General features: G+C 70.8%; 9 protein-coding genes. 2 read left to right on the top strand and 7 right to left on the bottom strand.

Annotated features, from left to right (window positions below):
- Positions 1–24: 24 nt before the first annotated feature.
- Positions 25–1962, bottom strand: a complete 1938-nt coding sequence (locus ACZ404_RS28080; protein WP_468444560.1) for an acyl-CoA dehydrogenase family protein — start codon at positions 1960–1962, stop codon at positions 25–27.
- A 294-nt stretch (positions 1963–2256) separates the two neighbouring features.
- Here ACZ404_RS28080 and ACZ404_RS28075 point away from each other — a divergent pair, with 294 nt between their 5' ends.
- Together ACZ404_RS28075 and ACZ404_RS28070 are read left to right on the top strand one after the other, a co-directional pair.
- Positions 2257–3270 (top strand): LacI family DNA-binding transcriptional regulator, encoded by a 1014-nt coding sequence (locus ACZ404_RS28075; protein ID WP_468444558.1) that lies wholly within the window; start codon positions 2257–2259, stop codon positions 3268–3270.
- Positions 3271–3409: 139 nt separating this feature from the next.
- On the top strand, positions 3410–5452 hold the full coding sequence (locus tag ACZ404_RS28070; protein WP_468444556.1) for a glycoside hydrolase family 31 protein: 2043 nt from the start codon (positions 3410–3412) through the stop codon (positions 5450–5452).
- A gap of 53 nt (positions 5453–5505) precedes the next feature.
- Here ACZ404_RS28070 and ACZ404_RS28065 read toward each other — a convergent pair whose 3' ends face one another.
- The 6 genes from ACZ404_RS28065 to ACZ404_RS28040 all read right to left on the bottom strand — a co-directional run bounded on the left by ACZ404_RS28065 (position 5506) and on the right by ACZ404_RS28040 (position 14478).
- Positions 5506–6219, bottom strand: coding sequence for a glycoside hydrolase family 12 protein (locus ACZ404_RS28065; RefSeq protein WP_468444554.1), 714 nt, complete (start codon positions 6217–6219; stop codon positions 5506–5508).
- Positions 6220–6358: 139 nt separating this feature from the next.
- The gene (locus tag ACZ404_RS28060; RefSeq protein ID WP_468444552.1) at positions 6359–8329 is read right to left on the bottom strand and encodes a beta-galactosidase; all 1971 of its coding nucleotides are present in this window, start codon (positions 8327–8329) and stop codon (positions 6359–6361) included.
- Complete coding sequence (locus ACZ404_RS28055) at positions 8326–10515, bottom strand: 1,4-beta-glucanase (protein WP_468444551.1); 2190 nt, start codon at positions 10513–10515, stop codon at positions 8326–8328. Before ACZ404_RS28055 ends, ACZ404_RS28060 begins: the two co-directional genes overlap by 4 nt.
- A gap of 277 nt (positions 10516–10792) precedes the next feature.
- Positions 10793–11731, bottom strand: a complete 939-nt coding sequence (locus tag ACZ404_RS28050; protein WP_468444549.1) for a carbohydrate ABC transporter permease — start codon at positions 11729–11731, stop codon at positions 10793–10795.
- Positions 11728–12765, bottom strand: a complete 1038-nt coding sequence (locus ACZ404_RS28045) for an ABC transporter permease (protein WP_468444547.1) — start codon at positions 12763–12765, stop codon at positions 11728–11730. Before ACZ404_RS28045 ends, ACZ404_RS28050 begins: the two co-directional genes overlap by 4 nt.
- Before the next feature lie 27 nt (positions 12766–12792).
- Positions 12793–14478 (bottom strand): extracellular solute-binding protein, encoded by a 1686-nt coding sequence (locus tag ACZ404_RS28040; protein WP_468444545.1) that lies wholly within the window; start codon positions 14476–14478, stop codon positions 12793–12795.
- Between the last annotated feature and the right edge of the window lie 147 nt (positions 14479–14625).

Here is a 14625-nt window from a genome sequence, read left to right as displayed (position 1 = left end):
TCGGCCGGTCCCGGAGGGGAACCCCTATGCCCCGAAGGGGCGGCGGGCGTTTTCGTGGTTGCTGGGGCCCGGGGTGGCGTCGGCGATCCAGGGGCCCTCGGTCGAGGGGTCGAGGATGCCGTCCTCCAGCCATTCATAGGCGCCGCCGAGTACGCCCTTGACGACCTTGCGGTCCAGCTCGTCCGTGTTGGTCCACAGCCGGCCGAAGAGTTCCTCGACGCGGATGCGGGCCTGGTGGCAGAAGGCGTCGGCCAGTTGGTAGGCCTCGCGGCCGTGCTGTCCCTCGCTGCGCAGCCGCTCGGCGCGCACGCAGGCCGCGCTCATCGCGAACAGTTCGGCGCCGATGTCGACGATCCGGCCGAGGAAGCCCTGCTTGGTCTCCATCCGGCCCTGCCAGCGGGACATGGCGTAGAAGGTGGAGCGGGCCAGCTTGCGGGCGTGCCGCTCGACGTAGCGCAGATGCCCGGAGAGGTCGACCTCGTGCCGGAACTCGGCGTAGGCGGTGGGAAGTTGGCCCGGTCCGGCGACGAGTTTCGGCAGCCACTTGGCGTAGAAGACGCCCGCGTTCGCGCCCGCCCTCGCCTTGTCGGACAGGGGCTTGTCGGGGTCGATGAGGTCCCCGGCGACGGAGAGGTGCGCGTCGACGGCCTCGCGGGCGATGAGGAGGTGCATGATCTCCGTGGAGCCCTCGAAGATGCGGTTGATGCGCAGGTCGCGCAGCATCTGCTCGGCCGGTACGCCCCGCTCGCCGCGCGCCCTGAGGGACTCGGCGGTCTCGTAGCCGCGGCCGCCGCGGATCTGGACCAGTTCGTCGGCCATCAGCCAGGCCATCTCGGAGCCGTAGAGCTTGGCGAGGGCGGCCTCGATGCGGATGTCGTTGCGGTCCTCGTCGGCCATCTGGGAGGACAGATCGACGACGGCCTCCAGGGCGAAGGTGGTCGCCGCGATGAAGCTGATCTTGGCGCCGACGGCCTCGTGGAGGGCCACGGGCTTGCCCCACTGCTCCCGCTCGGCCGCCCACTGGCGGGCGATCCTCAGGCTCCACTTGCCGGAGCCGGCGCACATCGCGGGCAGCGACAGGCGGCCGGTGTTGAGGGTGGTGAGGGCGATCTTCAGGCCGGCGCCCTCGGGGCCGATCCGGTTGGCGGCGGGCACCCGGACCTGGTGGAAGCGGGTGACGCCGTTCTCGATGCCGCGCAGACCCATGAAGGCGTTGCGGTGCTCCACGGTGATGCCCTCGGAGGCGGCCTCGACGACGAACGCGGTGATGCCGCCCTTGTGGCCCTCGGACTTCGGCACGCGGGCCATGACGACGAGGAGGTCGGCGACCACGCCGTTGGTGGTCCACAGTTTCACCCCGTCGAGGACGTAGTCGTCGCCGTCGGGCACGGCCGTCGTCGCCAGGCGGGCCGGGTCGGAGCCGACGTCGGGCTCGGTGAGCAGGAAGGCGGAGATGTCGGTGCGGGCGCAGCGGGGCAGGAAGGTGTCCTTCTGCTCCTGGGTGCCGAAGAGTTTCAGCGGCTGCGGTACGCCGATCGACTGATGGGCGGAGAGCAGGGCGCCGACGGCGGGGCTCGCGGAGCCGACCAGGGCGAGGGCCTTGTTGTAGTACAGCTGGGTGAGGCCGAGGCCGCCGTACTTGGGGTCGATCTTCATGCCGAGGGCGCCGAGTTCCTTCAGGCCCGCGACGACCTCGTCGGGGATGCGGGCCTCGCGCTCGATGCGGGCGGAGTCGATGGTGCTCTCGCAGAAGGCGCGCAGTTTGGTGAGGAACTCCTCGCCGCGGCGCACGGCTTCGGCGTCCGGGAGCGGGTGGGGGTGGATGAGATCGAGCCGGAAGCGGCCGAGGAAGAGTTCCTTGGCGAAGCTGGGCTTGTGCCAGTCCTGCTGCCGGGCGGCCTCCGCCACCCGGCGTGCCTCGCGCTCGGTGACGGTGGTGCGTGGGGTGGTGGTGGCGGACATGGAGGCTCACCTCGCCGCGAAGAGGGATGATGCGGACCGTTCGTTACCGACCAGTGCTACTGGATCGTTGGTACCCGAAACGGGCCGACCCCACCACCCCTCGCGCGTCCGATCGGCCGAAAGCCCGCCGTCGACGCGCCCGGCGGAGCCCTTGAGCCACTGGAGGAAAAGCTGTCGAAGCGCTTCGACAGGCTATGGACACCCACCCGCGCTGGGGCTACTGTCAATACACCCTCACTCGCCCTTGTCAGCAATGCGCAGTGTCGAAGCGCTTCACAAAGCTTGGAGAGCTGGATGGTCACCCTCGCCGAGGTCGCCCAGCACGCCGGAGTCTCGGCGAGCACGGTGAGCTATGTCCTCAGCGGCAAGCGGTCCATCTCCGCCACCACCCGGCAGCGGGTCGAGCAGAGCATCCGGGAGCTCGGCTACCACCCGAACGCGGGCGCCCGCGCCCTGGCGAGCAGCCGTTCGAACATCATCGCGCTGGTGGTCCCGCTGCGCACCGACATGTACGTGCCGGTGATGATGGAGATCGCCATCGCGGTGGCCACCACGGCCCGTACGCACGGGTACGACGTGCTGCTGCTCACCGGTGAGGAGGGTCCCGACGCGGTGCGCCGGGTCACCGGCAGCGGGCTGGCCGACGCGATGATCGTGATGGACGTCGAGCTCCAGGACGAGCGGCTGCCGCTGCTGCGCGGCAGCCGCCGGCCGTCCGTGCTGATCGGTCTGCCCACCGACACCTCCGGCCTGACCTGCGTCGATCTTGACTGGGCGGCGACGGGCGCGCTGTGTGTGGAGCACCTGGCGGGGCTCGGCCACCGGGACATCGCCGTCGTCGGCGAGGCCCCGGCCGTCTACGAGCGGCACACCGGCTTCGCCGAGCGCACCCTGGACGGGCTGCGCGCCCGCGCGCGGGAGGCGGGCGTCCGGGTGCTGCACCGCCCCTGCGAGGGCGGGTACGACGCGATGGCCGTCACGCTGGCCCGGATCCTCGACGAGCGCCCGGGGACCACGGGGTTCGTCGTGCAGAACGAGTCGGCGGTGGAGCCGCTGCTCGCGCTGCTGCGCCAGCAGGGCCGGGCGGTGCCCGAGGACGTGTCGGTGGTCGCGATCTGCCCGGACCAGGTCGCGGTGCAGGCCTCGGTGCGGCTGACCTCGGTCGCCATCCCGGCGCAGGAGATGGGCCGGCACGCCGTGGAGCACCTGGTGGCCAAGCTGGACGGGCGAGGCGGCGACGAGGTCGTGCTGCTCGCGCCCGAGCTGACGGTACGGGCGAGTTCCGGGCCGGCGCCCGCCGCGTCCTGACGGCTCCTCCGGCCCACCGTGCCCCGCCCCGGGGGCACGCCGTACCGGCGGTTCCCTTCGCACAGCGCTCCGGCCGCCCGGGGCGCACCTCTGCCTGCCTTTCCTGTCTGCACCCCTGCACTCCTTCAGGAGCATGCCCGTGAACCAGCCTGCCGGAATTCAGCCCAAGGTCAGCCTCGCCCAGTCCTCCCCCACCGTCGGCACCTTCCGTGAGCGGGACGGCGCGCTGGAGTGGAGCGGGCGCCAGGAGACGGTACGGATCGAGCCGTGGGGGCCGGACGCGGTCCGGGTGCGCGCGCGGCTCGGCGGCCCGGTGCTCGAGGGCCTGCCGGGGGCCCTGCTCCCGGAGCGCCCGCCGGCGCACAGCACCGTCAAGGCCGGTGACGACGAGGGCCGGCTGACGGTCGGTGCGCTGACCGTCGAGGTGAACGCCGAGGGCCTGATCCGCTTCCTGCGCACCGACGACGGCGGCGAACTGCTCGCCGAGGAGCGGGCCCACTTCTGGTGGCCGGGCTCGCGCCTGTACACGGCGGTCGGCAACGGTCATCACCGGCTGGAGCAGCGGTTCGCCGCGTACGAGGGCGAGAAGCTGTACGGCCTGGGCCAGCACCAGCACGGGTGCCTGGACCAGAAGGGCATGGTGCTGGACCTGGTGCAGCGCAACGCCGAGGTGAGCGTGCCGGTGCTGGTGTCCAGCCGGGGCTACACGCTGCTGTGGAACAACCCGGCGATCGGCCGGGTGGAGCTGGCGGCCAACGGCACCCGCTGGGTGGCGGACTCGGCCCGGCAGCTCGACTACTGGGTCACCGCGGGCACTCCGGCCGACGGCCAGCGCGCCTACTCGGCGGTGACCGGCCGTACGCCGATGCTGCCGGAGTGGGCGGCGGGCTTCTGGCAGTGCAAGCTGCGCTACCGCACCCAGACCGAACTCCTCGCGGTGGCACGGGAGTACAGGCGCCGGGGCCTGCCGATCTCGGCGATCGTCTGCGACTTCTTCCACTGGACGCACCTCGGTGAGTGGAAGTTCGACCCGAAGGAGTGGCCGGACCCGGCGGCCATGGTCCGGGAGCTGGAGGAACTGGGCATCAAGCTGGTGGTCTCGGTGTGGCCGTCGGTGTCCCCGCTGTCGGAGAACCACGCGCTGATGGAGCAGCGCGGCCACTTCATCGGCACGCAGTACGGCCCGATGGCGCACGCCGACTGGCCGGACAAGGGGGTCGCCTCCACCGTGCAGGTGGCCTTCTACGACGCGACGAATCCCGAGGCGCGGGAGTTCGTGTGGTCGCGGGTGAAGGAGAACTACCTCGACCCGTACGGCATCACCGCGTTCTGGCTGGACGCCTGCGAGCCGGAGCTGAAGCCCGGCTTCCCGGAGAACCTGCGCTACTGGGCCGGTCCGGGCCTGGAGGTCGGCAACCTCTACCCGGCGGACAACGCCCGCACCTTCGACGAGGGGCTGCGCGCGGCCGGGGTGGACGAGGTGATCACCCTCAACCGCTCGGCGTGGGCGGGCAGTCAGCGGCACGGTGCCGCCCTGTGGTCCGGTGACATCGGCACCGACTTCGCGACCCTGCGCCGCCAGATCGCGGCCGGTCTCAACACCGCCCTGTCGGGCATCCCGTGGTGGAACACGGACATCGGCGGCTTCCACGGCGGCGACCCGGACAATGCGGCGTACCGGGAGGTGATGGTCCGCTGGTTCCAGTTCGGCGCGCTGTCCCCGCTGATGCGTCTGCACGGCTTCCGCGACCCGGGCATGGAGCTGGGCCCGGAGATGACCGGGGGCCCGAACGAGGTGTGGTCGTACGGCGAGGAGGCCGGCGCGATCATGGAGCGGTACCTGCGGCTGCGCGAGCGCCTGAAGCCGTACGTCCTGACCGTCATGCGGGAGGCGCACGAGGAGGGGCTGCCGGTGATGCGGCCGCTGTTCCTGGAGTTCCCCGGCGACGAGGCGGCCTGGTCCGTGGACGACGCCTACCTCTTCGGCCGCGATCTGCTGGTCGCCCCGGTGCTGACCGCCGGGGCCACCTCCCGCACGGTGCACCTCCCGGCGGGGGCGCGCTGGACGGACGCGTGGACGGGCGCGTCGTACGAGGGCGGTACGGCGGTGACGGTGGACGCGCCGCTGGAGCGCATCCCGCTGTTCCTGCGGGACGGGGCCGAGCTGCCGATCGCGGAATGAGCGGGGGGCCGGTCCCCGGGCGGGGACCGGCCCTTCTCGCCTGCCGCGCCGGCTCAGCCGCTGCTGACGCTCTCGCTGTTGACGGTGAAGTTCAGGCCGCCGGAGGACGAGGTGATCTCGAAGCCGAGCTGGAGGTCACCGATGGTCACGTTGCCGAACCAGCCCTTGGTGTCCTTGATCCACTTCAGGATCGGCAGGATGTTGACCGTGCCGGAGCTGGAGTTGGAGCTGCGGACGAAGGAGAACACCTCGTTGGAGCCGTTGTTGCCCTTGTAGACGGTCCAGGTGGAGCCGCCGAGGGACACGGTGCCCTGCGAGCTGCCGAGCGGGCCGACGGGTCCGCTCTTGTTGACCCAGAGCATGATCTCGTACTTGTAGTTGGTGTCCCAGATGTCGTACGCCGTCTCGTAGGCGCCGGACGACGGGACGCTGACGTTGTAGCTGCTGGTCAGCGAGGAGAGGGAGGTGATCGACTTGTTGATCACCTTCTTGGCGTCGGGGTAGGACTTGATGCCTCCGGTGTTGGGGTGGTCGGCCCAGACACCCCAGTTGGTACCGGAGTTGGCCCAGATGCACTGGCTGCCGGCGCCGGAGCCCCAGACGTCGTTGTAGAGGGTGTAGCCGTTCAGCGTGGTGCTGCCCCACCGGTCGCAGGAGCTCCAGACGGCGGCGGAGGCGGGGGCCGAGGCGAGACCGACGGTAGCGCCGAGGGCGAGTGCGGGGGCGATCAGGGCCTTGGCGACCCTGCTCAGGGTGGTGGTTGCCATGGTGTCCTTCCATGGGTGGGGGGAGTTCTTCCTCAGGTCACCGCGTCCCCAGGGTGAGGACGCGGTCGTGGGTGCGGCCGGGCCTCAGCACGGCTCGGGCGCCGTCCGGGCTCCAGGCGAGGTCGAGCCGGTTCGTGGTTCACGGCTTCAGCACCGCCACGCCGTAGCGGCCGAGGGTGACTTCGCCCGTGACGGCCGTACCGCCGAGCAGGTCCTGGTGGGTGCCCGGGACGGGGACGGTGACCGGTTCGCGACCGTGGTTGAGCAGGAACAGCAGGTCGCCCCGGCGCACCGCCTCGACGCAGGCCGGGAGCCCGTCGAGCACCGGGCGGAGGCCCGCCTCGGCCGCGATCCGGGCGAGCAGCGCGCGCAGCGCCTCGGGTTCGGGCAGCGTGGAGAGGTACCAGGCGCGTCCCCGGCGCAGCACGGCCGGCAGCCCGTCCAGTTCGCCGCCCTTGTATTCGGCCTCGGCCGAGGCGTCCTCGATCTTCTCGATCTCCTCGGACCACAGGGTGCCGCAAAAGCCGTCGGTCTCGGCCGTCTCCCCCGCGTCCAGCGGCCACCACTCGTGCAGGGTGCGGATGCCGAACAGCTCGCGGAGCCGGGCGTCCATGCCGCCGGGGCGGACCCGGTCGTCCTCGTCGGCGATGCCGGTGAGGAAGCCGCAGACCAGGGTGGCGCCGGCGCGGACGCAGGAGAGGAGGTTGTCGATCGCGGTGTCGGTGAGCAGGTAGAGCTGGGGGACGACGATCAGCCGGTAGGCCGACAGGTCGTGCTGGGGGTGGGCGAAGTCGGTGGTGAGGTGGGCCTCCCACAGCGCCCGGTGCCAGGCGTGCAGCACCTCGGGAAGCTCCACCTCGGTGGACGGCCGGCCCTCGTGGGCGCCGGCCCACCAGGAGTGCCAGTCGTGCAGGATCGCGATCTGCGCGCCGCTGTGCCGGCCCGCGATGTGCTCCCCGATCCGGGCGAGTTCACCGCCGAGCTGCTTCACCTCCTGGTAGGTACGGCCCCGCTCCCCCGCGTGGCCGACCATGCCGGAGTGGAACTTCTCCGCGCCCTGCCGGGACTGGCGCCACTGGAAGTAGCAGACGGCGTCGGCACCCCGGGCGACGGCCTGGAAGGACCACAGACGGTTCAGGCCGCGCGGCTTGGGGTGGTTCACCCCGCGCCAGTTGACGGGCCCGGCCGCCTGCTCCATCAGCATCCACGGGCCGCGCGCCTGCGACCGGGTGAGGTCCTGCACCAGCGCCCCGCGCCGGCCGCCGAGCGGGTCGCGCGGGTCGGGGTAGAGGTCGACGGAGACGACGTCCTCCTCCTCGGCCCAGCGCCAGGCGTCCTGCCCGAACCACAGCGGCATGAAGTTGGTGGTCACCGGGGTGTGCGGGGTGTGCCGGCGGACGATGTCCCGCTCGGCCGCGTAGCACTCCAGCAGCATGTCGGAGGTGAAGCGGCGGAAGTCCAGCACCTGGCCGGGGTTGTTCAGGTAGTGCGCGTGGCGCGGCGGCAGGATGCCGTCCCAGGTGTCGTAGCCCTGGCTCCAGAAGGCGGTGCCCCAGGCGGAGTTGAGGGCGTCGAGGGTGCCGTGCCGCTCGCGCAGCCAGCGGCGGAAGGCGGCGGCGGCCTCGTCGCCGTAGTCGTAGGTGCAGTACTCGTTGTTGATGTGCCACATGCGCAGCGCCGGGTGGCCGGCGTAGCGGGCGGCCAGGTCCTCGGTGATGGCGGCGGCGTAGCGGCGGTAGGTGGCGCTGGAGTGGGAGAAGTGCTGCCGGCCGCCCCACCACTCGGTCCGGCCGTCGGCGTCGCGGGGCAGGGTGTCCGGGTGCAGCCGGCCCAGCCAGGGCGGCGGGGAGGAGGTCGGGGTGGCGAGGACCACGCCGATGTCGCTGTCGTGCATCAGGTCCATGAGCCGGTCCAGCCACCCGAAGTCCCTTGTCCCGGGTTCGGGTTCCAGCCGGGACCAGGAGAAGACGCCCAGGGTGACGGAGTTGACCCCGGCGTCCTTCATCAGCCGGACGTCCTCGGTCCAGGTCTCCTCGGGCCACTGCTCGGGGTTGTAGTCGCCGCCGAAGAGGAGGCGGCCGCGGGTGGCGTCGGCGAGGCACGGCTTCACGCGGGCTCCCCGTACTGGATGCCGCGCCCGTTGGTGGCGACGTAGACCCGGCCGTACACGCGCGGGTCACCGGTGATGGCGTCGCCGATGTACCCCCACTGGTGGGCGTCGTCGTTGATCCGTACCCAGGTCTTCGCCTCGTCGTCGGAGCGGTACACGGCGGTGATCGTCCCGGTGGACCCGACCTGGTAGATCGCCGGATAGCCGGCGCCGTCGGCGGCCCGTCCGAAGCCGAGGACGTACGACGCCCGGCAACTGGCGACCCTGTCGAAGGTGGCGCCGCCGTCGCGGGAGCGGTACAGCCCGTTGTCCTTGGCGCTCAGCCACAGGTCACCGGTGCGCCCGGGGGCGGCGACCAGCTTGAACTGGCTGTCTCCGCAGGGCAGTCCGCTCGCCCGGGCGGTGAAGCCGAGGCCACCGTCCGAGCTTGCGTACACCGTTCCCGTGTCGGTGTCGTACGCGTAGAAGCGGGTCGGGTCGGCCGGGTCGGCGACCGGTGTGGCGCCCTTCGGGAAGGAGGAGACCTCGGTCCAGGTGGCGCCGTTGTCCGCCGAGCGGTGGGCGGCGTACTTGGTGCCGTCCCAGTGCACGAAGGACCACAGCAGCACGCCGGCGTCGGCGTCGACGGCGATGGGACCCGGCGCGTCGTGCGCGATGGCCGGCTGGGCCGCGAAGGGCGCCCAGGTCCGCCCGCCGTCGTCCGAGAAGGCGCCGTTGCCGTGGTCGCCCCAGCCGGCCCGCACGACGTACGACGGTTTCGCCGCCGCCTGCGCGAGTCCGGTGGCCGTGCCGAACACGGGGTCGGCGGCCATGCCCCGGGACGGCGACGCGGTGAGCCGCTCGTGGTACATCACGCCGATGTCGCCGCTCCCGCTGATCAGATGCGCCTCCCCGGCCGGGGGAGAGATCAGCTGGCGTACGGACGTCTCCTCCAGGCCCCGGATCACGGGCTCCCAGTGCCTGAGGTCGCGGGTGCCGTAGAGGGTGGCGCCGGTGCCGTAGACGATGTGCCGCGCGTCGTACGGGTCGACGGCGACGGTCTGCATCCACCAGCCGAACTTGGGCTCGTCGGCGCCCCACTTCAGGTACGGGGTCTCGGAGACGTCGAGGACGGCGGTGTTCTTCAGGGAGGTCCAGGTGCGGCCGGCGTCGGTGGAGCGGAACAGGGTGTCCACGGCGGACCAGCGGTTGTTGGTGGAGACGACGACGGTGCCGGGACGGCAGGCCGCGACGGCGACCCCGCCGTACCCGAAGGTGTCGGCGCCGCCGGGCGCGACCGGGGTGACGTCGGTCCAGGTGCCGGTGGTGGTGTCCAGCTTGTGCACGCTGCCGTCGGACTGGCCGTTCGGCCCGGGTGCGTCGGCGTACGTGACGTACAGCTCGCCGGTGTGCCGGTCGTGGGCGGCGCGGATCGGCACCTTGGCGGAGGTGCCGGTGGGCCGGCCCGGGACGGCCTCCCAGGTGGTCCCGTCGGTGGTCCGGAAGAGGTTGGCCGAGGTGCCGTCGCCGTCGCCCCAGCCGGCGTAGAGGGTGCGGCCGGCGGCGACGAGCAGGGTGACGCCCTGGCCGGAGGCGGTGGGGGTGGCCGGGAAGCCGGTGTCCCTGGCCCAGGTGGCGCCCCGGTCGCCGGACTTCAGCAGCCCGTCGTGCCGGGTGCCGAGCCACAGGGTGTCGCTGTCGCGCGGATCGACGAGCAACCGCTCACCGGCGCCCCGGCCGTCCTCGTTGGCGCCGAGCTTCACGGTGAGATCGGTGCGCTGCCAGGTCGCTCCGCGGTCCGCCGAGCGCAGGACGGCACCGTTGCCGGCCCAGTCCTGGCTGTAGGTCCCGAGGGCGAGATACAGCCGGTTCGGGTGCGATGCGTCGACCGCCATCGCCTCCACTCCGAGCAGGTTCCAGTCGTCCCAGCCGATGTGGTCGGTGAGCGGGATCCAGCGGGCGGTACGGGCGTCCCACCGGTACGCGCCGCCGATGTCGGTGCGGGCGTAGGCGAGGCCGGGGGTGGTGGGGTGGAAGAGGACACCGGTGACGAATCCGGTGCCGCCGATGACCGCGTTGCGCCAGCGGTACGCGGGGTGCCGGGCTTCGGCGGCGCCTGCCCGGGGTTGCAGAGCGGGCAGGCCGGTGAGAGCTGCCGCGGCTGCCGTTCCGGCGAGGACGGTTCTGCGGCTGGGGGTGGACGACATGGCTACCTCGCTGGGCGTGGGTGGGGTGGTGGACCGGTACTCGTGCGGGCCGGAGGGGGCCTGGCGCGCCGGCGCCGACGGGGTGCCGCCGCGCCCACCCGTGCCGCCCCGGGGCACCTCGCAGGCCGTTGAGGCAGGGGGGAGGCACGACTGCCCGCGGCTGTGCAGGCGTGCGCCGGCTGCGCCGACCGGAGGGGCGAGGGGACCTGCGCGACCGGCCGCGGACAACCCGCAGCCGCCGAACCGCAGAAGCTGCCCGCCCGGTGGGCGCCGTCGGTCAGCCCTTCACCGCTCCGGTGAGCATGCCCTTCTTGAAGTGCTTCTGGACGAACGGCGACAGCACGGCGACCGGCAGCAGCGCCATGACCATCACCGCCATCTGCACGGCCAGCCCGGACAGTTCCCCCGTCTTGATGGCCTGCCCCAGCCCGACCGGCGCCTCCTGCTTCTGCACCAGTTGGATCATGACGTTCTGCAACGGCATCTTGTTCTGGTCGTTCAGATACAGCGACGCGTTGAACCACGCACTCCAGTACCCGACGGCGTAGAACAGCGTGATCACCGCGAGCACCGCGCGGGAGAGCGGCATCGTGATCTGCCAGAGGATCCGGAAGTCACCGGCGCCGTCGATGCGCGCGCTGTCGATGAGTTCCTGCGAGATGCCCATGAAGAAGCCGCGCAGGACCAGGATGTTGAAGACGCTGATCGCGCTGGGCAGGATCAGGGCGAGATAGTTGTCGGTCAGGCCCAGGGACTGCACCAGCAGGTAGGTGGGGATGAGGCCGGCGCTGAAGAACATCGTGGCCAGCAGCACCATCAGGATCCAGCGGTGGCCCAGGGACCCGGTGCGGGACAGCCCGTAGGCGCACAGCACGGACACCGTCATCGAGAAGAGCGTGCCGACGAGGGTGACGAGGATGCTCACGATCGCGGCGCGGGTGACCTGGCCGCCGCTCAGCAGCTCCTTGTACGCGACGAACGTGATGCTCTTGGGGATCATCACCAGCCCGCCCGCCTCGTCGATCGTCTTCCGCGAGGACAGGCTGGTGACGACCACGATCCAGAGCGGGAAGAGGATCCCCAGGCAGGCCAGTGTCAGGACCAGGCCCTTGCCGGCGAGACCGGCCCTGGTGGGCTCCTCCTCCCACACCGGTCGGGGCGAGGCGGCCCACCGGGACCGCTCCGGTGCGGACGGCTTGTCGATCACGGCGGTCACTTCTTGTACACCCCCTGCTCGCCCATCAGATGGGCCACCTTGTTGGCGGCGAGGACCAGTCCGAGGCTGACCACGCCCTTGACGAGGCCGGCGGCGGCCGCGTAGCCGAAGTCCTGGTTGCGCACGCCGTTCCACCAGACGAAGGTGTCCAGGACCTCTGCCGCGCCCGGGCCGACGGCATCGCGTTGCAGCAGGATCTGCTCGAAGCCGACCGTCAGCGCGTCGCCCACGCGCAGCACCAGCAGCAGCGCGATCACCGGGCGCAGCGCGGGCAGCGTCACGTGCCAGATCCGCCGCCGGCGCCCGGCTCCGTCCATGGCCGCCGCCTCGTACAGATCGGGGCTCACGGACGCCAGCGCGGCGAGGAACACGATGATCCCCCAGCCCGCGTCCTTCCAGACGCCCTCCGCCGTGACGAGGAACTTGAAGGTGGACGGGTCGGTCATGATGTCCAGCCCGTTGTACCCGTGCCGGCGCAGCAGCTGGGACAGGATGCCCGCGCCGCCGAACAGTTGCTGGAAGACGGCGATGACCAGCACCCAGGAGAAGAAGTGCGGGAGATAGAGGACGGCCTGGGAGATCGCCCGTACCCGGGGCCTGACCACGCTGTTGATGAGCAGCGCGAGCAGGATCGGGATCGGGAAGTACAGCACCAGTTGCAGGGAGAACAGCACCAGGGTGTTCTCGACCGCGTTCCAGAAGGCCGAGTCCTCGAAGATCCGCTGGAAGTTCTCGAAGCCGACCCAGGGGCTGTGCAGCATCGAGACGATGCCGTTGTCACTGACGTAGGGGTCGTAGTCCTGGAAGGCGACGATGTTGCCGAGGATCGGCAGGTAGTTGAAGATCAGGACCAGCAGGACGGCCGGCATCGTCATCAGGAGCAGGACGCGGTCGCGTCTGAATCTCAGGCGCAGGCCCAGCTTTCCGGCGCGCGTCCTGCCCGGGGTCTTGGTGGCTTCGCCGGACGCCACCGGGGTCTGCTCCGACCTGTCGGCCGCCTCGGCCCTGCTGCGGGGCACCGTGCTGTGCGACACGGCGGTTCTCCTTGCCTCAGTGCCTGGTCAGCTCGCCGACGAACCGTTGTCGTCGAGCAGCTTCTTGTACCAGTCGCGCAGCTTGTCGCCGCCCTTGCTCTTCCAGTCGGAGACGGCCTGCTGCATGTCGCCGATCTTCTTGCGGCCGCGGGTGATGTCGTCCTCGAGCTGCTCGAAGTCGTTGCTGAGGTTGGTGTAGCGGGAGGGCTCGGTGATCATCTGGCCGTAGAAGCTGGACTTCTTGGTGAAGGAGCCCATCCGCTGCTGCCACAGGACCTGGGCCTTGGCGACCTCGGGGAAGTCGGGGTGGGCGATGGTGGCGGCGGGGCTGGCGACCATGACGTAGGCGTTCATGACCTGGTTGTTGCCCGCCGTGGTCTTCACGGGCACGCCGTCCTTGACGGTGTAGTGGGTGCCTTCGACGCCGTAGTTGGTCATCATGTATTCCTTGGTGCCGTACGGCGCGGCGGTGACGTTGGCGACGGCCAGCACGTCACGGATCACGGACTCCGGGGCCTTCTTGTTGATGAAGGCGAAAATGCCGGCGGGCTGCTCCGCCCAGAGCGTCGGGTCGCCGCCGTCGTGTCCGAAGATGTCCATGCCCCAGATCTTGAAGGCCGGGTTCTGGGTGGCCTGTTCGGCCGTCCGGCCCCACCACTGGCTGATGTTGTTGGCGTAGACGAGGAACTCGCCTGCCGCGAACTTGGGGCCCGGGTCGGGGGCGTTCTTGCCCAATTTGGCGTCAGGGTGAACGACACCGGCGGCGAACAGCTTGCGGGTCCACTCCAGCGCCTCGAGGTACTCCTCCGTCTCGATGCGGTTGACCAGCTTGCCGTCGACGAGGTTCCAGCCGAGCGGCTTCTCACTGCCGGAGAGCACGCCGAAGGCCTGGAACGCGGTCCACTTCATGTCCATGCAGGCCCAGCGCTTCGCCTTGGGATTGGTGATCTCCTTGGCCAGGGACAGGAACTCGTCCGCAGAGCGGGGTACGTCGTACCCCTCCTTGTCGAAGATGTCCTTGCGGTAGAGGGGCACGATGCCAGTGACGTACGGGGAGGGCTGCGGCAGGCCGCGCAGCTTGCCGCCGATGATGCAGCGCTGCCAGGCGTCGGTCGGGATGGCCGCGAGGTTCGGGTACTCCTTGACCTTGTCGCCCGACAGATACGGCCCGAGGTCGGCGAACTTGCTGATGATGGCGGTGGGTATCATGCCGCCCATGTTCCAGCTGGGGACGACCACCACGTCCGGCACGTCGCTGGAGGCGAGGACCGCGCCGAGCTTCTGGTCGTAGGTGTTGCCGTCCTGGTTCTGCCAGACGACGTCGACGCCGATCAGGTCGTTCATCCCCTGGTAGTAGGGGTTGTCCTGCTTGGGCGGGGAGCCCCAGAACGGCGACATGATGGTGATCTTGCCGCCCTTGCCGAGCTTCTTCGGGACCGAGGTCTTGAGGGTGGCGAGGTCGAGCTTGCTGGTGAAGCCGATCGCCGAGCCGTTCTTCGCGGGGATGTCCGGGGTCACCACGTTGTGCGCGACGTAGGCCGGCAGCAGCTTCTTCGCGCCCTTGCCCGAGGAGGAACCTCCGCTCGATCCGCTGTCCGAACCGCCGCAGGCGGTGAGCAGCGGCATCCCTCCCGCCACCGCCGCGGCGGCGACCGCGGTGGAGGCGAGGAAGCTTCTCCGGCTGGGTGCGGAGGAGGCGGCGTTCGGCGTCATTGCGTCAACCCTTCATGGCGCACCAGGACACCCGGCGGTGGGCCGTCGGCTGCGGTGTCTCGAGTGGAATCGGCTGAGCTGAAGCGCCTTCCGGACTCAGTCGAAGCGCTTCGATGTTGCTGCGAGGTTAAGTGAACACCTGGGGGT

This window comes from Streptomyces sp. NPDC030798, from assembly GCF_055572275.1.
The sequence above is the reverse complement of the archived record's forward strand: the minus strand, read 5'-3'. Positions and strand labels throughout refer to the sequence as shown.

What these genes read in the sequence shown, in the direction of transcription:
- ACZ404_RS28080 (WP_468444560.1), bottom strand. Translation starts at nt 1,962, where the DNA reads ATGTCCGCCACCACCACCCCACGCACCACCGTCACCGAGCGCGAGGCA.
- ACZ404_RS28075 (WP_468444558.1), top strand. Translation starts at nt 2,257, where the DNA reads ATGGTCACCCTCGCCGAGGTCGCCCAGCACGCCGGAGTCTCGGCGAGC.
- ACZ404_RS28065 (WP_468444554.1), bottom strand. Translation starts at nt 6,219, where the DNA reads ATGGCAACCACCACCCTGAGCAGGGTCGCCAAGGCCCTGATCGCCCCC.
- ACZ404_RS28055 (WP_468444551.1), bottom strand. Translation starts at nt 10,515, where the DNA reads ATGTCGTCCACCCCCAGCCGCAGAACCGTCCTCGCCGGAACGGCAGCC.
- ACZ404_RS28040 (WP_468444545.1), bottom strand. Translation starts at nt 14,478, where the DNA reads ATGACGCCGAACGCCGCCTCCTCCGCACCCAGCCGGAGAAGCTTCCTC.